General features: G+C 41.0%; 24 protein-coding genes. 18 read left to right on the forward strand and 6 right to left on the reverse strand.

The window, feature by feature from the left end; all coding sequences use genetic code 11:
- Positions 1 to 10: 10 nt before the first annotated feature.
- On the forward strand, positions 11 to 790 hold the full coding sequence (locus HGJ91_RS00920) for a RimK family alpha-L-glutamate ligase (RefSeq protein ID WP_291345800.1): 780 nt from the start codon (positions 11 to 13) through the stop codon (positions 788 to 790).
- A 3-nt stretch (positions 791 to 793) separates the two neighbouring features.
- Here the strand turns inward: HGJ91_RS00920 and HGJ91_RS00925 are convergent, their stop codons facing one another.
- A complete protein-coding gene (locus HGJ91_RS00925) occupies positions 794 to 1339 on the reverse strand; it encodes a hypothetical protein (protein ID WP_291345801.1) in 546 nt (181 codons plus the stop codon).
- A gap of 402 nt (positions 1340 to 1741) precedes the next feature.
- Here HGJ91_RS00925 and HGJ91_RS00930 point away from each other — a divergent pair, with 402 nt between their 5' ends.
- From HGJ91_RS00930 to HGJ91_RS00955, 6 genes are all read left to right on the forward strand, one after another.
- Positions 1742 to 2377: a carboxypeptidase-like regulatory domain-containing protein gene (locus HGJ91_RS00930; protein ID WP_291345802.1), complete on the forward strand. Its 636-nt coding sequence runs from the start codon at positions 1742 to 1744 to the stop codon at positions 2375 to 2377.
- A gap of 407 nt (positions 2378 to 2784) precedes the next feature.
- A complete protein-coding gene (locus tag HGJ91_RS00935; RefSeq protein WP_291345803.1) occupies positions 2785 to 3912 on the forward strand; it encodes a branched-chain amino acid ABC transporter substrate-binding protein in 1128 nt (375 codons plus the stop codon).
- Positions 3913 to 3924: 12 nt separating this feature from the next.
- Positions 3925 to 4686 (forward strand): ABC transporter ATP-binding protein, encoded by a 762-nt coding sequence (locus HGJ91_RS00940; RefSeq protein WP_291345804.1) that lies wholly within the window; start codon positions 3925 to 3927, stop codon positions 4684 to 4686.
- Positions 4683 to 5387 carry an ABC transporter ATP-binding protein gene (locus HGJ91_RS00945; protein WP_291345805.1) on the forward strand — a complete coding sequence of 235 codons (705 nt, stop codon included), beginning with the start codon at positions 4683 to 4685 and terminating at the stop codon, positions 5385 to 5387. Before HGJ91_RS00940 ends, HGJ91_RS00945 begins: the two co-directional genes overlap by 4 nt.
- 2 nt (positions 5388 to 5389) lie before the next feature.
- Positions 5390 to 6304 (forward strand): branched-chain amino acid ABC transporter permease, encoded by a 915-nt coding sequence (locus HGJ91_RS00950; protein ID WP_291345806.1) that lies wholly within the window; start codon positions 5390 to 5392, stop codon positions 6302 to 6304.
- Positions 6304 to 7272 (forward strand): branched-chain amino acid ABC transporter permease, encoded by a 969-nt coding sequence (locus tag HGJ91_RS00955; protein ID WP_291345807.1) that lies wholly within the window; start codon positions 6304 to 6306, stop codon positions 7270 to 7272. The genes HGJ91_RS00950 and HGJ91_RS00955 overlap by 1 nt, the downstream gene beginning before the upstream one ends.
- Before the next feature lie 56 nt (positions 7273 to 7328).
- Here the strand turns inward: HGJ91_RS00955 and HGJ91_RS00960 are convergent, their stop codons facing one another.
- Positions 7329 to 8543 (reverse strand): ABC transporter substrate-binding protein, encoded by a 1215-nt coding sequence (locus HGJ91_RS00960; RefSeq protein ID WP_291345808.1) that lies wholly within the window; start codon positions 8541 to 8543, stop codon positions 7329 to 7331.
- A 399-nt stretch (positions 8544 to 8942) separates the two neighbouring features.
- On the opposite strand from HGJ91_RS00960, the gene HGJ91_RS00965 reads away from it, so the two are divergent.
- The 10 genes from HGJ91_RS00965 (at position 8943) to HGJ91_RS01010 (ending at position 17805) form a co-directional block, all read left to right on the forward strand.
- Positions 8943 to 9914: a biotin--[acetyl-CoA-carboxylase] ligase gene (locus HGJ91_RS00965; protein WP_291345809.1), complete on the forward strand. Its 972-nt coding sequence runs from the start codon at positions 8943 to 8945 to the stop codon at positions 9912 to 9914.
- Between the two features lie 13 nt (positions 9915 to 9927).
- Positions 9928 to 10458, forward strand: a complete 531-nt coding sequence (locus HGJ91_RS00970; RefSeq protein ID WP_291345810.1) for a biotin transporter BioY — start codon at positions 9928 to 9930, stop codon at positions 10456 to 10458.
- A 24-nt stretch (positions 10459 to 10482) separates the two neighbouring features.
- The gene (locus tag HGJ91_RS00975) at positions 10483 to 11238 is read left to right on the forward strand and encodes an energy-coupling factor ABC transporter ATP-binding protein (RefSeq protein WP_291345811.1); all 756 of its coding nucleotides are present in this window, start codon (positions 10483 to 10485) and stop codon (positions 11236 to 11238) included.
- Complete coding sequence (locus tag HGJ91_RS00980) at positions 11226 to 11981, forward strand: energy-coupling factor transporter transmembrane protein EcfT (protein WP_291345812.1); 756 nt, start codon at positions 11226 to 11228, stop codon at positions 11979 to 11981. Before HGJ91_RS00975 ends, HGJ91_RS00980 begins: the two co-directional genes overlap by 13 nt.
- Positions 11982 to 12123: 142 nt before the next feature.
- A complete protein-coding gene (locus HGJ91_RS00985; RefSeq protein ID WP_291345813.1) occupies positions 12124 to 12699 on the forward strand; it encodes a hypothetical protein in 576 nt (191 codons plus the stop codon).
- A gap of 37 nt (positions 12700 to 12736) precedes the next feature.
- Positions 12737 to 13693: an ABC transporter ATP-binding protein gene (locus HGJ91_RS00990; protein WP_291345814.1), complete on the forward strand. Its 957-nt coding sequence runs from the start codon at positions 12737 to 12739 to the stop codon at positions 13691 to 13693.
- A gap of 5 nt (positions 13694 to 13698) precedes the next feature.
- Positions 13699 to 14403, forward strand: coding sequence for an ABC transporter permease subunit (locus tag HGJ91_RS00995; RefSeq protein WP_291345815.1), 705 nt, complete (start codon positions 13699 to 13701; stop codon positions 14401 to 14403).
- A 9-nt stretch (positions 14404 to 14412) separates the two neighbouring features.
- Entirely contained in the window at positions 14413 to 16563 is a 2151-nt protein-coding gene (locus HGJ91_RS01000) for a GldG family protein (RefSeq protein WP_291345816.1), read from the forward strand.
- 13 nt (positions 16564 to 16576) lie between these two features.
- Positions 16577 to 17086 (forward strand): DUF4340 domain-containing protein, encoded by a 510-nt coding sequence (locus HGJ91_RS01005; protein WP_291345817.1) that lies wholly within the window; start codon positions 16577 to 16579, stop codon positions 17084 to 17086.
- Entirely contained in the window at positions 17083 to 17805 is a 723-nt protein-coding gene (locus HGJ91_RS01010) for a 1-acyl-sn-glycerol-3-phosphate acyltransferase (RefSeq protein WP_291345818.1), read from the forward strand. Before HGJ91_RS01005 ends, HGJ91_RS01010 begins: the two co-directional genes overlap by 4 nt.
- Before the next feature lie 165 nt (positions 17806 to 17970).
- Here HGJ91_RS01010 and HGJ91_RS01015 read toward each other — a convergent pair whose 3' ends face one another.
- The 4 genes from HGJ91_RS01015 to cmoA all read right to left on the reverse strand — a co-directional run bounded on the left by HGJ91_RS01015 (position 17971) and on the right by cmoA (position 20827).
- Positions 17971 to 18189 (reverse strand): hypothetical protein, encoded by a 219-nt coding sequence (locus tag HGJ91_RS01015; protein WP_291345819.1) that lies wholly within the window; start codon positions 18187 to 18189, stop codon positions 17971 to 17973.
- Positions 18190 to 18390: 201 nt separating this feature from the next.
- The gene (locus tag HGJ91_RS01020) at positions 18391 to 18885 is read right to left on the reverse strand and encodes a hypothetical protein (protein WP_291345820.1); all 495 of its coding nucleotides are present in this window, start codon (positions 18883 to 18885) and stop codon (positions 18391 to 18393) included.
- Between the two features lie 221 nt (positions 18886 to 19106).
- Positions 19107 to 20078 (reverse strand): tRNA 5-methoxyuridine(34)/uridine 5-oxyacetic acid(34) synthase CmoB, encoded by a 972-nt coding sequence (gene cmoB, locus HGJ91_RS01025; RefSeq protein ID WP_291345821.1) that lies wholly within the window; start codon positions 20076 to 20078, stop codon positions 19107 to 19109.
- 20 nt (positions 20079 to 20098) lie between these two features.
- Complete coding sequence (gene cmoA, locus HGJ91_RS01030) at positions 20099 to 20827, reverse strand: carboxy-S-adenosyl-L-methionine synthase CmoA (RefSeq protein WP_291345822.1); 729 nt, start codon at positions 20825 to 20827, stop codon at positions 20099 to 20101.
- A 127-nt stretch (positions 20828 to 20954) separates the two neighbouring features.
- Between cmoA and larB the strand changes: the two genes are divergently transcribed.
- Positions 20955 to 21710 (forward strand): nickel pincer cofactor biosynthesis protein LarB, encoded by a 756-nt coding sequence (gene larB / locus HGJ91_RS01035; protein WP_291345823.1) that lies wholly within the window; start codon positions 20955 to 20957, stop codon positions 21708 to 21710.
- The last annotated feature ends 121 nt before the right edge of the window (positions 21711 to 21831 follow it).

The raw sequence follows: 21831 nt of genomic DNA on the forward strand, positions 1-21831 counted from the left end.
GGACGCAAACTTGAACAGCAGACCTGTTGCCATAGGAGCAAGGTTAAAACAATACCCGTCGATTCAAACCCTTGGGTTCAAGCCCAATTTTCAGGATTATTCCGCCCGGGAGCAGAAACTGATCCTGAACGCAAAAAAAATCTATTACCCTACCGCCTTTTATGCAGACCTGTTCAATACCATGGGGAAAAAAACATTCCCCAGTTTTCATACCTATAAATTTGCCCAAGACAAAATAAAACAAACAGCGATTTTTAACATGCTTGATATTCCCCATCCAGAAACAAAAATTTTTTATGGAAAAAAACAAAAGCAGACGATCCTTAAACATTTTGCTTTCCCGTTTATTGCCAAAAAAGCCAGAGGATCATCTAAAGGCAATGATGTGTACCTGATTCAAAACAACGAAGATCTTTTACGTTCTTTAAAAAACAAAGGCCCTGCCTATATCCAGGAATATCTTCCCATAGACCGGGATATGCGGATTATCATTATCGGAAAAAAAATCAGGCTTGCCTATTGGCGGATTGCAGCCCCGGACAATTTTAAAACCAATCTTTCCCAGGGCGGAGCCATCAGCTTTAACCCCCTGCCGCAAAAAGCCCTTGATCTTGCACTCACAACCGCTTTAAAGTGTGGATGGGATGATGTGGGGATCGATATCATTGAACACAACAATCAATTCTATGTCCTGGAAGGCAATATGAAATACGGAACAAAAGGATTCCAGAAAGCCGGCATCCATTATAAAAAAATGATGGCAAATCTGATCGTGGAAGGAAAGGTCTAAGCGTTATAGCAGCCCTGCATCCTGTTCATCTTCTTCCCATTCAGCAAGGTATGTTTTGATGGCCGCATATTTTGATGATCCCCCGGGTTTAAAAAACAGATATCCAAGCTGCTCAATCCGGGTTTCAAGACATTGAAAAAAAGCCGCTTCAACCTGCTTTATTTCAATATTATTTTCATCCTTTTCTATTTTATCCAGCACAACCCTGGTCAAGTGTCCTTTTGGAACAAAAATATCGCAGACAGCAGCATTCCATTCTTCGGGAAAATTATTTATCTTCCACGGGCTTAACGTCTCAGGTCGTAAGATACTTTTATTTGCAGGGTTAAAGGGAGATTTGACAATCTTCATTTTCCGTTTATCAAACTGCATCAATTCTTTTAAAAGCGCCTCTATACCATTTGAAAAAATCCATTCTTCCGGTTCCAGCAGAACAGGAGGGAATTCTTTGCTGGTAAGCGCATATTTGTACGGTCCCTTTTCTCCCCAAACCGTCTTAAACTCCTTTGAATTGGCAAGTATTTCTCTTTTTATCGGTTCAACAACCATTTTAAAATTTTCCTGATAAAAATTGCCTGGATTTTTCATCGCCCATTTTACTGCTCTCCTGTTTATAAAATATCTGTTACCGATCTATTACGCAGATTTTTTCTATAAATCAACCATAGAACTCCTGTTGAACAACAAGTCCGGCATTGATTTAGTCATTATAATTGTTGACTATGTATTCCTTTTTATAATAACCTCAGGCCCGATTAAATTGAATCCACCATTATTTTTAGGGAGAGAACCACCATGACTGAAAGATGATTATTCTTTTTTGCAGCAGCTACAGCAGTTCTGGCCGCCACATTTTTTTTAACCGGATGCGTATCCTCAGGACCGCAATTTACAAAACCGGAAGCACCGCCTTCGGGCCGATCCGTTGTCTATTTTTATCGTGCGAATAAGTTGCTCACCAACGCGACATCCCCTGGAATCATTCATAACAAGAAAAAAGTGTTGTCCCTGATGGTCAGCGGAGGATTCTGGAAATATTATATTAATCCGGGTGTCCATGTATTTGAACCCCAGCAATTTGGTCTTTATAAAAAAGTTCCTCTGACCCTTACCAATGACAAACCCGGGCAGACTTACTATGTTGAGCTGGTGGTAAACATCGGTTATATCGGCTTTCATCTTCGAAGTGAACCCGTGGGGCTTGCCGGTATCTCCGAATGTTATGAACTTGGAACTGGCTCCAACGGCCAGTCAGGAACCCTGCCGGCCAAAACCGATGAGGCGGCCACGGACAATGTTGCTGTTCCTGATTCAAAAGAGAAGGCTCAGGCTGAAATCCTGCCCAAACCCGAGCCGGCCCAGATATCACCTGCAACAGGTCCTGCCACGATCCATGTGGTCACCCCCCCTGAAAATGCCCGAATCAGAATCATGAATATAAAACCCAAATTTCACCAGGGCATTGAACTAAAACCCGGGAAATACCACATTGAAATTTCGGCCGAAGGGTATTTTACCGAGTCCAAATGGGTGGCCCTTGCAAAGGGAGAAGCCTTGAATCTGAATTTCACCCTCCTGGCCAAATAGAATAAAACAACGGCTGCCCCCCGGTGGTATCGGAAAAAAATCCGTCATCACCGGGATTATAACGTTTACGACGCTCTCCATCACCCACAATGACTTCTTTAGCATGGAGGTTCTCTACGGTATTGACCTCTGTGGTATTACCGGAAAAGATCCAGCTGCGGACAGGTATCCCTTCCTTTGTGACGGCAAGAGCAATTACAACCCGGGTGTGCTCTGTTAATTGACTTTTTTAATAAAATTTGATATTTAAATTTAATTAACCACGCAGAGTTATTTCACGCGATAATTCATATCTTCCTGATTTGAAAACCTGAGCATCCCGAAGAACGAGACAATGAGCCTGTAAATCCGTCGTTTTTATAAGAAACATAATACGGTTAATTAACCCCAAAAAGGGAGAAATGATGATGAACACTTACATTAAAAAATTGTTTATTGTGATTGTTTTTGTTTTTTTCATGGTCCCGTTTCCGGTTACAGGTTTTTCCGATGAACCGGTAAGACTTGGTGTTGCTGTTGTGAAAACCGGTGAACTCGCCTCTTATGGCATTTCCGGGTTAAGAGGTGTGGAATTGGCTGTCCAGAACATAAATGCCAAGGGAGGAATTATGGGCAGACAGGTTGAACTCTTTGTGGAAGATGATTTATGCCTGCCTAAAAATGCTTTGATTGTTGCATCAAAGCTTCTAATACATAATGTCCATGCCGTCATCGGGCATATCTGCAGCGGTGCGACATTTGCCGCCCTTGATACATATAAAAATGCCAATATCATTACGATTTCACCCTCGGCAACGAATCCTGATCTTACCCAGAGTGGCGATTACCCAAATTTTTACAGGACCATTGCGTCTGATGACACCCAGGCCCTGGTCCAGATTGAGTTTGTGATCAATCAACTCAAATTAAAACGAATCGCTGTTATCCATGACAAAAGTGTTTATGGCAAAGGGCTTGCAGAGTATGCAAAAGAGATCTTGAAAAAGATAGATAAGAGAAAACTTGTCTTATTTGAAGGTGTCAGCACAGGCTCCATCAACTATACCCAGTTTGTTCAAAAAATAAAAAAAGCCCGGGCAGATGCGGTTATATACGGGGGATACCATCCTGGTGCATCAAAAATCGTCAGGCAGATGCGGTTAAAGAAAATAGAGGCAATTTTTCTTTCAGGGGACGGAATAAAGGATGAATCCTTTATTGTATCCTCTGGTAAAAATGCTGAAGGTGTCTATGCCACTGCGCCCAAGGATACGTCAGCAATAAAAATGGCAGTTGATGTAACAAGAGCATACAGGGCAAAATATGATGAGGAACCCGGGGCATTTTTCATGAATGCCTATGCAGCAGTAGTGGCACTTGCCAATGCCATTGAAACGGCAGGATCACTGGATTACGACAAAATATCCAAAGTACTTAAATCAGAATTCGTGGAAACCCCCATCGGCAAGATTGGTTTTGATGAGCGCGGAGATGCTACCGGTACTGGCTTTTCAATTTTCCAGGTGCAAAATGGTGTTTTTGTAGAACTTAAATAAAGTTTGAACGATATGCTTGAAATAAAAGAACTTAATAAAAGTTTTGGTGGGCTCAAGGCTATAAGTAATTGTTCCCTGAACGTTGAAAAAGGTTCAATAACAGGGCTTATCGGTCCCAACGGGGCCGGGAAGACCACTCTTTTTAATTTGATCACAGGATTTTACAAACCTGAAAAAGGGACCATCCGGTTCAACGGGGACAGAATTGATGGACTGCCGCCCCATAGGATATTCTCAAATAAGATCTACAGGACTTTTCAGATAACCCGTGAGTTTTCACAAATGACAGTCCTGGAAAATCTGATGCTCATGCCGGGTGAACAATACGGGGAAAAGATTTGGAACACCTGGTTTCGGCCTGCAAAAGTAAGACACCAGGAAAAGGGTATTATGGAAAAAGCTCTTGAAGTTCTTGATTTTGTTGAATTACTGGACTTAAAAGACGAGTATGCAGGTTCCCTTTCAGGGGGACAGAAAAAGTTGCTGGAGCTTGCCAGGAGTATGATGGCTAATCCTGAAATCGTCCTATTGGATGAACCCGGTGCAGGGGTAAACCCAACATTGATGAAAAAACTGATGGGCAACATAAGGCGTTTGCGGGATGAAAAAAATTTAACTTTTTTATTAATAGAACATGACATGGATCTGGTAATGAATCTTTGCAACCCTGTCATTGTCATGAGTGAAGGTACAAAATTGACCCAGGGAACGCCTGAAGAAGTCAAAAAAGATAAACGGGTTTTAGAAGCATATCTGGGCGGGCAATATAGATGACAATTTTAACAGCCAAAGATATTATATCGGGGTATACCAAGGTTGATATACTTTATAATGTCAATATCAAAGTGGAGCAAGGCCAGATTGTTTCCATTATCGGACCCAACGGAGCGGGAAAGTCAACCCTTTTAAAAACCATATTCGGGATTTTAAAGCCACGGCACGGAAAAGTAGAACTCAAGGGTGAGGACATCACAGGGCTTAAGCCTGACAAAATTGTGCAAAAAGGAATCTCCTATGTTCCCCAGGTGGACAATGTGTTTCCGTCCCTCACTATCCGGGAAAACCTTGAAATGGGAGCATTTATCCGAAATGATGATTATAGCGGAAGGATTGAGGATATCTACACTCTTTTTCCTGTTCTGAAAGACAAATCCAATCAAAAGGCAAGCCAGCTTTCCGGCGGGCAAAGACAGATGGTTGCCATGGGAAGAGCCTTGATGCTGGATCCAGGCCTCCTGCTGCTGGACGAACCTTCTGCCGGGCTGGCACCCCGTCTTGTGTCCATGATATTTGAAAAAATTATAGAGATCAATGCATCAGGTGTGGCAATGATCATTGTGGAACAAAATGCCCGGGAGGCATTGAAAATGGCAGATCATGGATATGTTCTGGCCATGGGCAAAAATGTCCTGGATGACACTGGAGAAGCCCTTTTGACCAGTGAAGAGGTCGGTCGCCTCTACCTGGGAGGATAAGTATGGCGGAATTGATAGTTTACGGGATTGTCCTGGGCAGTATTATTTCCCTGGGCGCCATCGGTCTGACACTGGTGTACGGCATCATCCGTTTTGCAAATTTTGCGCATGGGGATTTAATGTCGGCAGGGGCATATATTGCTCTGTTCATAACGTCCGTGGCCTTGCCTTGGACAGGACTGCCACACACCACTTTCGGGCCGTTTTCATTTGGCTGGGAAATGGTCATTGCCTTTCCTGTTTCCATGCTGATTGTCGGCGGCGTGGCCATTGGACTGGACCAAATTCTTTATCAAAAACTTAGAAATAAAAACAGCAATGCGGTCATCATGGCCATGTCTTCTTTGGGTGCATCATTTATCATCCGGATGATTATTCTCATTCTCTGGGGTTCGGATTTTTTCTTCTACAGACCCGGCGTTCTGCGTCCGGCCATTGAATTTCCCTTGGGGATAAAGATCCGGCCGGATCAGATCCTGATTCTTTTTATTGTCTTTTTGCTGATCACAGGCCTCCATCTTTTTTTAAAAATGACAAAAATGGGAAAGGCAATGAGGGCCACAGCGGATAATATGGAGCTTGCCAAGGTATCCGGCATTGATACGGAAAAAATTATTATCTGGACCTGGTGTATTGGCGGGGCATTGGCAGCTGCCGGCGGTATCCTTTACGGCATTGATGTTCAGCTTCACCCGGCAATGGGCTGGAATTTTCTGATTCCTTTGTTTGCCGCCACCATTCTGGGCACCATTGGAAACATGTACGGGGCGCTTATCGGCGGGTTGATCATCGGTATATCCCAACAGGTTTCAACCGCGTTTATCATGCCCACATACAAACCTGCAGTGGCATTTGTTATCATGATCCTGATCCTACTGTTTCGCCCCAAAGGACTATTTAGCGGAGGTAAAGAATAATGGAATTCGCAGGCATTTTAGCATATCTGGTTTCTTTGGCCATCATGGCAGGAATATATGCGGTATTCTGCCTGGGTCTTAATATCCAATGGGGATATACCGGGTTGTTTAACATTGGCATCGCAGGATTTTTCTGCATTGGAGCCTATACATCGGCAATGATCACATCACCCATGCCCACCGGCACCTATGCCCATTATGTTCATCAATTGTTCGGGCTGAACCTGCCCTTTGTTTTCGGATTAATTGGCGCAGCAAGCATTTGCGGGATTGTTGCCTTTTTTATCGGGTTTGCCACACTAAGGCTTGGGGATGACTACCTGGCCATTGCCACCCTGGGGATCGCCGAGACATTCAGGCTGATCTTCAACAATGAACAATGGCTGGCAAACGGGCCCAGAGGGTTGATGGGGCTTCCCCAGCCTTTGGCGGGTCTGGTTGATCCTAAAAATTACAACTACATTTATCTGGTTATTGTCATTGTTATATTGATCCTGATTTATCTTTTAATTGAACAGGCCATCCGCTCTCCCTGGGGAAGGGTATTAAGATCTATCAGGGAAGATGAGATCTCTGCTGCCATGAGCGGAAAGAATGTTTTAAGGTTTAAAATCCAGGCCCTTGTTTTCGGAGCCATGATTATGGGAGTTGGCGGGGCCTTATATGCCCATTATACAAAGGCCATTTCGCCCGATGTATTCACCCCGTTGTATGGAACGTTTATCATCTGGGTCATGCTGATGGCAGGTGGAAGTGGAAACAATAAAGGGGCTATTCTCGGAGCTTTTTTGATCTGGGGAATGTGGATAGGGACTAAATTCATGACTGACCTGCTTCCCTATACCCTCAAAGCAAGAGCTCCTTATATCCGGTTTCTTTTAATCGGTATTTTACTGGAGTTCATACTGATTTACAGGCCCCAGGGAATTTTGGGGGAAGAGAAAAAAGTCTCCAAGCTGATAGAATAACCAAAGAGGGCTTTAAACAGCCCCCTTTGGATTTTTAACCTGCGGGATCTGCTTTTCTATTTAACCTCTTCTGTCCTGACAGTTACGATTTTTCCGTTTTCATATTTCCAAATCTCAATAGGGGTTACAACATCTCCGTTTTTGTCATAATCCACTGATCCTGCCGCACCTTCATAATTAATATCTTTACCCTGTTTTAACAAATCAAACGCCTTTTTAAATTCACCCGGATTTATTATAGTTCCCGGCGGACCGGCCACAGAACGCAAATTGTCCCGGATATTTTCCGATGTTAAGGCCAGCCCTTTAATCTTTGCCTTGTAAGCTGCAAGCCCAATGGTGGCCATTGCATCGTATCCGTTTGTGATAAACGGCAAAGGCGGAAGTTTGCCAAACTCTTTCTTATACTGGGTATTAAACATCTCATAGGATTTGCCGCCTGAACTACCCGGAGCTGTCCCCATCTGACCCTCAACATTCTTAGCACCCAGGGCTTTTACAATATCCTGTGATTTTGTTCCATCGCAAAATAGGAATCTTCTGTATTTGAAAAATTCAATGGCCTCTTTAAGATAGACTTGGGCATGTTGGGGGTAACTAAAGGCTAAAAGCCTGTCAGGGTTTCCTGCCAAGGCTTTTCTCAGTTCCGCTGTATAGGATTCGGCTGCTTTCTCATCATGGGGAACCATTACTAGAACCTTACCTTTCATGGCTTCAAAGGATTGTTTAAACAGCTCTGCAAGCCCCTGTCCATAGGGGTTGTTTACATAAAGAACTGCTGCGGTTTTATTGTAACTGGCAGCAAGTTTGCCGGCAACAACTCCTTGCAAGGCATCGGATGGACATGTTCGAAACAAGAAGTCCTTGTTCTTGTCACTGGGTAAAACAGTGAGTAAAGGAGATGTGGACGCAGGTGAAATCATGATCACATTGTTGGGACTTGTCACCGACTCGGCAACAGGAACGGTAACCCCACTGGCCAATGCCCCGACAATTGCCACGACCCTGTCTAATTCCACCAGTTTTTTTGCAGCATTGGTGGCCGGGATAGCAGAAGTTTCACTGTCTTCATGAATGAGCTCGATATCAAAGCCGACAGCTCTCATCTGTTTTGCCCCGAGAATCACTCCATTCTGAATATTAGGTCCGAATTCTTTTAACGGTCCTGTGTGGGAAAGAAGGGTTCCAACCTTAATCTCCGCGGCAATAGCACCGGGAATCAAGATCAGAAAGAAAAGAAAAATACTTACATAAATCATGGATTTTTTCATAATGGTCTCCTTTCTGGTATTAACCATTTCTAAAAATTTTAATGGAGGATAAACGCTATCCTCCGGTTTTATGCAGATGCGATAGGAAAAAAGTGGTGAAACTTTCTTGGAGAGCTTATGAATAGATCAAATTTCGCACAACTCCTATATGTTACATTTATTTAACATTATAAGAGTATCAATATAAGCGGAAAAAATCGTTTCAGAACAGATCTTTGAATGAAGTGTAAAATAACCCTTGGGGAATCATTAAGCATATACCAAAAAAAACAATATTTTTCAAGAATATTTTATTATTATTTCCAATTTTTTCAAATTATTATAATATTCTTTCGCAGTACAGTATTTTATTTATCCCTTGACCTTAAAATTCTATTCTGTTAACTATGTCGTCTTAATATGGTTAACGAACAGAAAAATATTAAAGAAAACATATTAAAAATTCTTTATAAAGCCGGGGGAAAAACCATTTCCGGAGTCAGATTAAGTGCTGCCCTCAATGTTTCCAGGGTGGCAGTATGGAAACATATCAAAACATTAAAAGAAAGCGGGTTTGATATTGAATCCCGGCCCAAAGGATATGGCCTGTTGAACCATGATGATCTTTTGCTGCCGTTTTGTTTTAATAAAGAATTTGAAAAGAAAATCTTACATTTCCCGGAACTTGAAACCACCATGGATAAGGCAAAGATCCTGGCGAAAAATAATGCCCCCCATTTAAGTGTTGTCGTCGCAGAAAACCAGACCACAGGCAGAGGACGGCTGAACAGAAGATGGTTCTCGTCAAAAGGCGGGCTGTGGTTTACTCTGATTTTAAAACCCAATACGCCTCCCGTTCTTTCCTATATCTATAATTTTGCCGCCTCCCTAAGTCTTTCAAGATCTTTAAACCGCTTGTTTGATGTGAATGTCAGTGTCAAATGGCCCAATGATATTTTATTGAATGGGAAGAAACTGGTCGGCCTTCTTTCTGAAATGGAAACCCGCGGGGATATGGTTGAATTTATTAATATCGGTATCGGCATAAATGTGAACAACTCTCCTCAGGAATATGAGCCCAAGGCTATTTCATTAAAGGATGTCTTACATAAGACTGTATCACGAAGGTTAATCCTGGAAACTTTTCTAGATGATTTTAAAAACCGGATTCAACCCCCGATTCAAATCCCAGCTCAAACCATTGATTGCCGTCAGATCATTGACCAGTGGAAAGAGCAAACGTCAACCATTGGCAGTCAGGTCAGGATTGAAACATTAACAGATGTTTATGAAGGCCTTGCTGTAGATGTAGATGAGACCGGTGCTTTAATGATTAAAGATAAAACCGGAGAAATAAAAAAAATAATATACGGAGATTGTTTCCATACATAAGGAAGAAAAGTTCATGAACAGTTCAAAACAACTTAGAATGACTGTATATACGTCCTTATTTGTTGCCTTTATTGCCATTGGGGCATTTATTGCCATTCCCGTCGGTCCGGTTCCCATCGTCCTTCAGAATATGTTCGTTCTTTTGGCGGCAATTATTTTAGGCCCTGTCTGGGGACTTTCCTGCGTGGCCATTTATCTTTTGATCGGCCTTGCAGGTCTGCCGGTATTCGCAGGCGGAACCTCGGGTATCGGTAAACTGTTCGGGCCTACAGGCGGTTATCTTCTGGGATATCTTCCTGCGGTCTTTGTCACTGCCGGCATTTCAAAAGGATTGGGCAAAAAAATGTCCTCGGACGTTATTGCCATGCTGATCGGATCTTTGATTATTTATGCAGCAGGCGTTCCCTGGCTTAAGGTTGTGACCTCCATGACATATGAGAAAGCCCTTGCGGTCGGCATGTACCCTTTCCTGATCGGAGATGCACTTAAAATCATTGCCGCGGCATTTATTGCAAAAACCTTAAGACCTGTCATTAAATTGTAATCTTGGATCTTTAAATCATACACCATGCAAGAATCAATTATCGATATAAACGCCATCTGCCACACCTTTTCCGATGGCTACATAGGAATTAAAAATATATCCGTATCCATATCCAAGGGTGAATTTATTATTCTTGCCGGGAAAAACGGATCCGGAAAAACAACCTTATTAAGACATTTGAACGGCCTTTTGCTGCCGGATTCGGGAATAATTTTTGTTAATGGACAGGATGTTTCAAAACATCTTATTCAAACCCGTAAAACCGTTGGCATGGTATTCCAGGATGCTGATACACAAATCGTTGGAGACACAGTGTTTGATGAAGTGGCCTTCGGCCTTGAAAACTTAAAAGTTAAACGGGCCAAAATCAATGAAAAAGTCACCTTGATTCTTGAAAATCTAAATCTTTTGCATTTAAAAGACCGGAGCCCTTCTACCCTTTCTGGGGGAGAAAAACGAAAGCTTGCCATTGCCGGAATTCTGGTGATGGACCCTGAGGTGATTATGTTTGATGAACCCTTTTCCAATCTGGATTATCCCGGAACCCTCCAGGTTCTCTCCACGATCATTAAGTTGAACCGGTCAGGCCACACCATCATTATTGCGACCCATGATGTTGAGACCATCATTTGTGAGGCGACAAGAATCATTATTATGGAAAAAGGCCTTATTAAAGAAGACGGAGAGCCTGATCGTATTGTCAAATATCTGGAGTCTTACGGCGTCAAGGAGCCCTGCTCTTCAAAATTCGGTCTGGGATTACAACCATGGCTCACGTAACACCGTTCACATACAGACAAGGACAATCCTTACTGCATCTGCTTGATGTGAGATGTAAATTCTTTATAATATGTATCGTCAGCATGTCCCTGTTATCCGCGCATCTGCCTGCCTGTTTTTTTTACTTTTTGATGTTGCTTTTTTTCTTTAAAAAGTCTGGCCTTAACATCTTTGCAACCTTGAACAGCATAAAATATTTTATACTATTGCTCTTTTTTGTTTTTATTGCCCGGGCACTGACTGTGAAAGGCGATATCATCTTTTCATTTTATGGTATATCCATCACAGGACAAGGCTTAAATGAGGGGTTTCTGGTGGCCTTTAAATTCTTTTTAGTGATGTTAACAGGCCTGCTCTTTTCTACAACCACCCAGCCATCTTCTGTTAAAAGTGCAGTTCAATGGTTTTTAAAACCGATTCCTTTTGTTCCTGAAAAACGGGTGGCCGTCATGATCAGCCTGTCACTCAGCTTTATGCCGGTCATTTTAAAGCAGGCCAAAGAGATATCAGATGCCCAGAAGGCACGATGTGCCGACCTTCAAAAAAATCCTGTAAAAAAAATCATCCGCCTTGTTTTACCCCTGTTAAAAAAAACCTTCCTATCTGCGGACAGCCTTGTTCTTGCTATGGAATCAAGATGTTATAGTGATGACAGAACTGATCCTGAATTTTTACCTTCCGGAAAGGAAATCCCGTTTCTTATCGGCAGTTTTATCATATCTTTAAGTCTTGTCTGGTTGTAAGCTTAAGATTATTTTTAGGTCATCTTTGACATTTCTCATTGATCATCACAATTTTTTAATGTAAAATTCGAACCATAATATATCTTCATTACTATTTTGAATGAAGTAAATTAATAATATACACTCCGAGAAGGAGACCATTATGTCAAAAACAGAGGACCAATTCCCCGGATCAACCCTGTTTGATCTGAGAGGGAAACAATCTGTCCGGGCAACATTCAAACTTTCCCAGAAAGCCATTGATGCCATCGGACTTGTAGCCATTCACATGGGGATAAAACAAAAATCTCTTTTTGATCACATCATAGAAGACATAGATGCGTTGGACAGCCTTGCAAAAACCATTCGGATCAGACAATTCAAAAAAATCTCCAGAAAACAAAAAACCTTTGTATTAAGCCGTAGAACCATTGAATCCCTTGAGGCCATTTCCCGGGCTTATGGAACCCCTCGGGATGCACTGGTCGAATATTCGGTAAAAAAACTTGAATCTATTATCACCGCTGAAAAAGCAAGGCATGAAGAACGAAAAATACTGCTAAAAGATATTATTGATCATTTCAACCAGGGAAAATTGTTTTACAAAAATGCCGTCAGCATACTTGGCAAAGATGATCCTTTTTGCAGGCGCATTGAAAAAGCAGTCTTTGCCTGTCACAAAACAGAAAAAGAACTGGCTGCATTTATTGAGAAAAGCAAAATTTTAGAAGAATTTTAAACCATAATAACCCTTATAAATCATTAAGGAGGAAACGTTGATTGAAGTTCAAAACCTGACCAAGAACTTTAAAGACTTCCGTGCTGTAGACAATATCAGCATGACGATCCGCAAAGGTGAAATTTTAGGTCTTCTGGGCCCAAACGGTGCGGGAAAGACAACAACATTAAGAATGTTAACCGGGTATTTCAGGCCGAGTTCAGGCACAATAAAAATAAAAGATTTTCAAATGCCGAAAGATGCCATAAGGATAAAATCCCTCATTGGATACCTGCCTGAATCCGCCCCTCTCTATCACAATATGCTGGTCTATGACTATCTGGAGTATATTGCTAAAATAAAAGGAATCGATGATAAGGAAAAACGATATGACCGATTCCTGCAATTATCAGATCTTTGCGGACTTTCTTCCATTATGGACAAACCCATTGCCACTCTTTCAAAAGGATTGAAACAAAGAGTCGGTCTTGCCCATGCCATGATGACCGATCCTCAAATTTTAATTCTGGATGAACCCACTTCCGGCCTGGACCCGAACCAGATTGCCGAAATAAGAGATATCATTAAGACTATCGGTAAAGAAAAAACCATTATTTTCTCTACCCATATTTTGAGTGAAGCCGAAGCCACCTGTGACAGAATTGCCATTATCAATAAAGGAAGAGTGGTTGCCGATGATACAACAGACAATCTTAAACAAAGTGTCAAACAAAATTCCTTCATTAACCTGTCCCTTAAAGGGGCTTCAAAAGACACTGCAAAAACCTTGTTAAAGAGCATTGATTCAAATCTTAATATTAAAGATGTTGAGCCGGTTGAAGAAGGTCTTGTCTCTTTTGAGATCACCAATTCAGATGACAGGTCAGATGACAGGGATTTTAGATCAGACATATATCTTAAAATAAAAGAGACGGACTGGATCATTATACAATTGACAAAAAAATCCCAGGCCCTTGAAAAAATATTTCAGGAATTGACAAGGGAGGGAGCATAAACCCCATGAAACAGATAAAAATTATTGCCATTAAAGAATTCAAGGATTATTTCATCTCACCCATTGCCTATATTGTGATATCGCTGTTCCTGATTGTAACGGGGTGGTTTTTCTTTTCCACGTTTTTTATTTTTGGGCGGGCTGATTTAAGAGATTTTTTCTCTCTACTCCCCATCACTTTTTCTTTTATCATCCCCGCCATTACCATGCGGCTGTTTTCCGAAGAAAAAAATATCGGTTCCTATGAAACCCTTTTGACCCTGCCGGTATCTTTTACAGATATTGCTCTGGGTAAATTTTTTGCTGCCACCTTGTTTACGGCTTCCATGCTGATTCCGACCATTTCTTATCCGATTTTTATCTCCTTTATCGGTGAGATTGATTCAGGGCCTGTAATCGGCGGATACATGGGTGCCATCTTTCTGGCTGCCGCCTATTGTTCCATAGGACTGTTTGCCTCGTCTCTGACACGCAATCAGATCGTTGCCTTCATCATTGGCTGTGCCCTGTGCTTTACCCTGACCATTCTTGACAAGCTCTTGTTTTTCATGCCGACAAAAATTATCTGGGTTATAGAACACATTGGCGCCACTTCCCATTTCACTAATATCTCCAAAGGAATTATCGATTCCAGGGATATCCTTTACTTTGTGAGTGTGATCTTTATTTTTATTTTTTCAACCTATCTTGTTATGCATGAAAAGAACTAAGGAGAAACAATGGGTAACTTTTCAATAAAAGAAAAATATTTCAAATTCATTTTATATCTTGTGGTCATTGTCCTGGTAAACATTGTCGGCATTACCCTGTTTTTCAGGGCAGACCTGACACGCGACAAAATCTATTCTCTGTCATTGGCAAGCCAGGATGTTGTGGCCACCCTGTCTGAACCCTTAAGCATTAAGGTGTTTTTCTCAAAAGATCTTCCGGCACCCCATAATAATACAGAACGTTTTCTCAGAGATCTCTTGGAAGAATACGCTGCCAAAGGCAAAAAATATTTTAATTATACATTTTACAATGTCACACCGGAAGAAGGCACCCTGACGGGAAAGACCGATGAAAACCGGGATATGGCGCAGGATTACGGCATACAGCCCGTCCAGATCAGAATAATGGAAAATGATGAAATCAAATTTAAAAATGCCTATATGGGTCTGGTCATTATCCACGGGGATCTGATTGAAAAAATTGAAGCCATCACCTCGACAAATGGTCTTGAATACCAGTTGACAACCGCTATCCAGAAAATGAACAACAAAGTGAGCGCTTTATTACGGCTGGATGAAAAAATAAATGTTACTATGTATTTATCCTCTTCCCTTAATGACATCGCCTCCCTGATTGGGCTTGACCAACTGCCATTACTGGGCAAAGCTGTCGCTGATACCATTGAAAAGCTCAACAATAAAAGCCTTGGCATTCTTGAATTTAAAGCAATTGATATTTCAGACAAAGAAAAACTTGATTTAATTGGCAAAGAACATGATTTAATGGCGCTGACCTGGCCTGCCATTCCGGAAAAAGATATTTCAGCCGGCAGCGGGGCCGCAGGGCTTGTCATTGAATTTAAAAATAAAGCGACAACACTGCCTCTGATCAGTGCCATGGAACTTCCCATCATCGGCACAACCTATCAAATGGCAGATCCGGCTGCTTTGGAAGAAGAACTCAATTCGGTTGTGGAAAAACTGATCGGTATTAATAAGGATATCGGATTCCTGGCAGATCACGGGACCCACTCCCTTATGCCGGACAGACTGGCCATGATGCAGGGCAGACCCTCAGAAGCCATGCAGGTGTTTAATACGCTCGTTTCCTCACGGTATTCTATTAAACCGATTGCTCTAAAAGACGGGGCGATTCCCGATGGACTAAGCGCTCTGATTATTGCAAGACCCACCCAGAAATTTTCAGATTATGAATTATTCCAGATTGACCAGGCCCTGATGAAGGGGACAAACATTGCCTTTGTTTCAGACTCATTTAATGAAATCATGCCGCAACAGGGCGGCATGCCGCCAAGTTATGAACCCATTGATACCGGCCTTGAAAAACTCTTGACCCATTATGGTGTCAATATAAAAAAGGCCTATGTTCTGGACAAACAATCCTATAAGCATCAGGCACCCCAAAATATGGGCGGCGGCGAGCAGAACATTTATTTTGCCCCCATGTTAAAAGAAAAAACCATCAACAACACCCCTGAATTCATGGATAATATCAAGGGCCTTGTTGCCATGCAGATTTCTCCCCTTGAGCTTTTGCAAGAAAATATTGATAAAGACAAAATTGTGGCAACAACGCTTTTGTCTTCATCTGATGAATCATGGCTGATGGAAGGAAACATCAATTTAAACCCCATGTTCATCAGCCCGCCTGAGTCAACAGATGAAATGAAATCCTATGATCTTGCCTATCTTCTTTCCGGAACCTTCACAAGCTATTTCAAAGGTAAAGCCATCCCTGAAAAAGAGTTGGGAGAAAAAGATATTACAGAAGAAAAAAATAAACTTGAAGGCTTTACTGCCAGGCATACCTTTTTAGAAACCTCCAAGCCGGCCAAGCTGTTTGTTCTCCCCTGTTCCCAAATGCTTCAGGATAATATGCTGGATCCCCAGGGCCGGACAACCAATGCCACATTTATTTTAAACGTCATTGACCATCTCAATGGTGAAGACAAGATCGCCCGGTTAAGAAGCAAGCAGCAGACATTAAATCCGATTGCAGAGACAACCCCGTTTGGCAGAGGCATTATTAAGGCAGTTAATATTATCGCTCTGCCTATTATAGTCATCCTGTTCGGCCTTTTAGTCCTTGCCAAAAGAACATCCAGAAAAAAGAAAATCGCCAGTCGTTTTAACGCTTAAGAGGAATAAACACATGAAAAAAGAATACCTGATACTGATCGCACTCATTCTGATATTGGGAGCATACCTTTTGTTTCATAAAGAAAACAAGGACCACACCATACTGCCGGAAATTGTAAAAATAGATGTTTCCAAAATCACCGGGCTTGTTATAAACAAAAAAGAAGGGCCGATAGAATTTACAAAAAAAGAAAAGGGCTGGGTATTGACGGACAAAGAATACCTTGCAGATTCATCATCTGTAGACAACATGCTGGATACTTTAAAAACATTGAAGCTGTCTGCGCTGGTGTCTCAAAAAGGAGATCTGAAAAGATACGAGCTTGATGATGAAAACCATATCAAGGTTAAAGCAGTGAACGGGCAGGAGACCCTTTTTGAATTTACCATGGGGAAAACAGCACCAACCTTTAACCATACCTTTGTCATGTTGACAAATGATAAAAATATCTACCATGCTAATGGCAGCTTCAGATCCTATTTTGACAAGAGCGTGGAAGATTTCAAAGAGAAAAAAGAGTGAAACCTTTTTTAAAAATAGCATATCAACCTTACAAATGGATCATCGTTATTCCTTTTGTTTTCATTATTACCATGGTTCTCGGGTTGATATGCATTTTTTCGGGACTTTTATTTAAACAGAGTGGTGTTAATCTTATTGCCGTCACATGGTCAAAACTTTGCTGCGCCATTGCTCCCTTGAAAGTGATCATCACCGGCAAAAAAAACTATAGCAGGGACACTTCCTATGTGGTTGTATCAAATCATCAGAGCATGGCAGATATCCCCGTGATTCACGGACATCTCGGCTTGAAAATAAAATGGATAATGAAAAAAGAACTGGGAAAGATCCCCATTTTCGGACCCGCGTGCCACCACCTGGGCTGTATCTATGTTGACCGGAAAAATCATGATGCAGCTATAAAATCAATCCGAAAAGCCCAGAGAAGATTATCTGAAAACGCTTCAGTGTTGTTCTTTTCCGAAGGGACAAGAAGCCGGGACGGAAAGGTAATGCCGTTTAAAAAGGGGGCATTTAAATTTGCCCGTGAGACAAACCTTCCCATATTGCCAATAACCATTAAAAACTCTTTGCATGTTCTTCCCCCCGATTCCCTTGATCTGATACCCGGTACAATTGAAATCATTGTTCACCGCCCGATCCATATTTCAGATCACCACATGGATCACCTTGACGATGTGATAGAACAGACCCGTCAGATGATTTCCAGCGCGCTTTAATTATTTAAAGCCATATCAATTTATATTAAACCGATACTTTTGGGAGTCGTTCAGTAGCCCCAAGCCCCAAGTCAATTCTGGCGGGTTGTTCGCTTTTTTGTCTTGCTTGCCAAATTTTTCAACTCTCCTTTTAAATGAACGGGATTGAATAATTTTCATTGAGTACTATCCAAATTCATACTCTGATGATTCGCCTCGTTCCAGCTCTGCAAGACCGACGAGAATTTCTTTAATCATGCTGTAGGTTAAATCAGGATTTTTTTCAGCGCATTTCCCAATATATGCCCAGTGTTCAATTTGTCCAGTTAACGAACGCTTATCAATTTTACTAAATATTTTTGCTTCTTTTGCCAAATTATCTGTAATCCTTACTGCGGTTGTCATAATGGGTGACTCCTTGAGCTTTATTTACATAACACAACAGCGCAATGAATTGCATTATGCAAAATATTGTTACAATTTGTATTGAATCTTTCTTTGAAAGCAAACGTTGCTCTTAACCGAGCGCAGCTGTTTGCGCTCCGAGTTAAAGCGCGGGTTATGCGATTTTTCCTATTGTATTTGTTGGTAAAATCATTTTCATAATTATGATAGATGCGTGTCAACATCCTCGATGGTATTCGTAATTATTAAGGTTAAGTTTTCTGTAATTTCAAGCAGCTTCTCTTTGTACATTAAGGCGGTTAACACTTCTCCAGTTGCTTTCTGCATCTCCGATTCAAATTCCTCATATTGTTTCCTGACTTTGATTGGATAATATGGGAGATTTTTCGTTATAAAGTCTGTGAGTTCGCCATACGTGCTTAGCGCGTTATCCCATTTTTCTTTATACATTTTTTGTACTTCTATGTCTTTCTCATTCTTTTTTGCGGCTGTTAAAATTAGAAGCAGGGTTGATGTGTTTGATAATTCAAGAAGGGTTGATCGTAAAGTTATAAGACGTTCTTTTAGCTCTTTCTGTGAATTCCTCTTATCTTGCCACCATTCTTTTAAAATTTCATTCAACGCAGTTTTAAAAAACACCAAGAGAACCAATATGATGTTTAGAATTACGCTGATGATGGTTATAGTGTTTTGCATAAACTTATCTCATTGAATGCTTCGCATAACGTATTGTATTAACCATAAAAACTGCATATTAACCCTATATATTTTCTTTATAATTATGATATTAAAGCATCTAATACAATTTTAAGGCAATTCGTTAAAACTAATTATATTCTGGCATACAAGAAAAAACATGTAAAGTAATATCCGACATAAATCCTGCACAAAAACAGTCCTGATACAGGAATGAATTTTTAAGCTGCCGTTGCAATAAAAATAGCCCGGACAGGTGCAGGATATCCTTCTACGGTTTTATCGGGATCGGTGGGGTCAAGAAAATCTTCTAAGGTTTCCGTATGAATCCATCTGGTTTTTCTCTGCTCTTTAAAAGATGTTTTTGTGACATCCACACATCTGATGTTTGTAAAACCTGCCCGTAAAAGCCAGGATTCCATTGCCAGAAAATCCGGGATAAAAAAAATATTTCGCATTTTTGCATACCGGTCTTTCGGAAAAAGGCAGATGTTTAATTTTGAATCAATAATAAGATTTTCAAGAATGAGTTGACCGCCGGGCTTCATGGAATCACAAATATCCTTGAGCATCTGGACCGGTGATTTTCGATGATACAGAACTCCCATACAAAATACCCTGTCAAAATATTTATCCATTTTTGGCAAATGATCATGGGCAACCGGAAGGCAGAAAACATTATCCTGTCGTAAAAATTTTTGTATGGTGAGATATTGAAAATAAAATGAACTTTGAGGTTCCACGCCCAATACCATCAACGGATTATGGGCTGCCATTTTAAACATGTAATACCCGTTGCTGGAACCGATATCTAAAATTTTCCGCCCTTTAAGACTGCCGATGTGAGGAATCAGTCTTTCCCATTTCATCCATGACTGCCACTCTGAATCAATCTGAATCCCGAAAAGGTTGAACGGCCCTTTTCGCCAAGGACAAAGCTGTTCAAGCTTATCCATTAACAAGTGGTGTTCCTGTTGTGTCAGATCTGATTTATCCCCAATGGTGACGGCACGGCTTTCAAGGTCTATAATTGAAGGAACAAAGTCGGGCAGACTTTCAAGAATTTTTTTAAATTTTAGAAAATTACCTTTGGCATGATCCAGAAACGCTCTTTTCTCTTTTACAAGTGTTTCAAACTCATCGTAGCAATGGTCTATTTTCAGGGTATGCTGTTGTTGAAGAAGTTTTTCCATTTTACGTGTGACCTTTATGGTTATTTTTTTATCGCAATCATTGAGGCAAAATTAAACCATTTAAGCCAGACATCAAATGTTGTAAACCCGGCATTTAAGATTCTGTTTTTATGAGTTTCAATGGTATCCGGGATGAGGACTTTATCAAGGGCATCCCTTTTCTGGCTGATCTCAAGCTGGGAATACCCATTTTCAACTTTGAATGTTTTATAAAATTTTGTTTGAAGATCATCCAGCACCTTTGATGCATGAATGGTTTTTTCCGTTAAAAGAAGGATGCCGTTTGAATTCATCCCCTGATAAATTTTTTTTATGAGATCATCGCGTTTCCCTGTATCCAGAAACTGCAGGGTCAGGTTGATTAAAACCACTGATGCATTTTTAATTTGAATATCTTCTAACAACCCGCAGACAAGGTCAACCTGTGGTGTATTATCATGTTTCTCAAGTCGCTTTGAATACTTTTCAATCATTGGTTTGGAGCTGTCCACAGCGACCATGGAGACTGTTCCTTCCTTTAATTGATTCAGGATCAGCATCCCAAGATTTCCATGGGAACAGCCCAGATCGTAAATACGACTGCCCTCCTGGTAATATTTGGCGGTAAGCTGGGATTGCCGCTGAATGGTTTCAGCATAAAACGGTACCGATCGATTCAGCATATCATCAAATACCCCGGCCACCTCTTCATTAAATTCAAAGGGGTTGACTCTGAGCTTTTTGTCTGCAAATACCTTGTCTTTCTCCATTTTTTTACCCGCAAAATAATTATTTTTTTAAACTTTTATAATATTTAGTGAAGAAGTGCAAGAATGCCTGAAATCCATTTTACTTTTCCTTGACTCAAATCCTTTCATAATGCTATCTAATTTGGTTATGAACCAAGACAATCTGACCAAAATTTTATCCCGGGTGGCAAAGGGGTCCTTATCTGTAGAAGATGCTCAAAAACAGCTTAAGCATATCTCTTTTGAAAATATTGATTTTGCACAGATAGATCATCACAGGTCTTTACGGAAGGGGTTTCCCGAAGTGATTTTCGGACAGGGGAAAACCAGTGAACAAATCATCGGTATCATGGAAAAAATGATCGTCCATGAGGATGTCATTCTTGTGACCCGCCTTGAAAAAGAAAAAGCACAAAAAATAACGTCAGTGTTTCAAAATGCGGAATATTTTAAAGATGCAAACCTCTTATGGCTAAAAAAGAATGAACCCGAAATCACCGGTTTTGGAAAAATCCTTGTAATTTCTGCCGGAACATCCGACATCCCTGTGGCAAAAGAAGCTTTTTTAACGGCCCAGGCCATGGGAAATGAAGTGGAGTCTGTCTTTGACGTTGGCGTGGCCGGTATTCACCGGCTTTTTGCGCATCAGGAACAAATTATGAGTGCTGCGGTCATCATTGTTGTTGCCGGAATGGAAGGTGCGCTGCCCAGTGTGGTGGCTGGAATGGTCAAAGCTCCTGTCATTGCTGTTCCTACAAGCATTGGGTATGGGGCAAGTTTCAAAGGAATGACCGCCCTTTTAGGAATGCTCAATTCGTGCAGTTCAAATATTGCCGTAGTCAATATCGATAATGGCTTTGGGGCGGGGTTTATGGCCTCTTCCATCAATCATGTATCGGTTTAAAGAATAAAACTTTGGTGAAATGAAATTTTTTTCTTGACTTAAATAAAATTTATATATAATAAAACTTATTTAAGTAGAGTAAAAATTATGAATACAAATATTATTAACAACCTACTAGTCC

Origin of the sequence: Desulfobacula sp. (genome assembly GCF_014237455.1) — a bacterium.
GTDB lineage: Bacteria > Desulfobacterota > Desulfobacteria > Desulfobacterales > Desulfobacteraceae > Desulfobacula.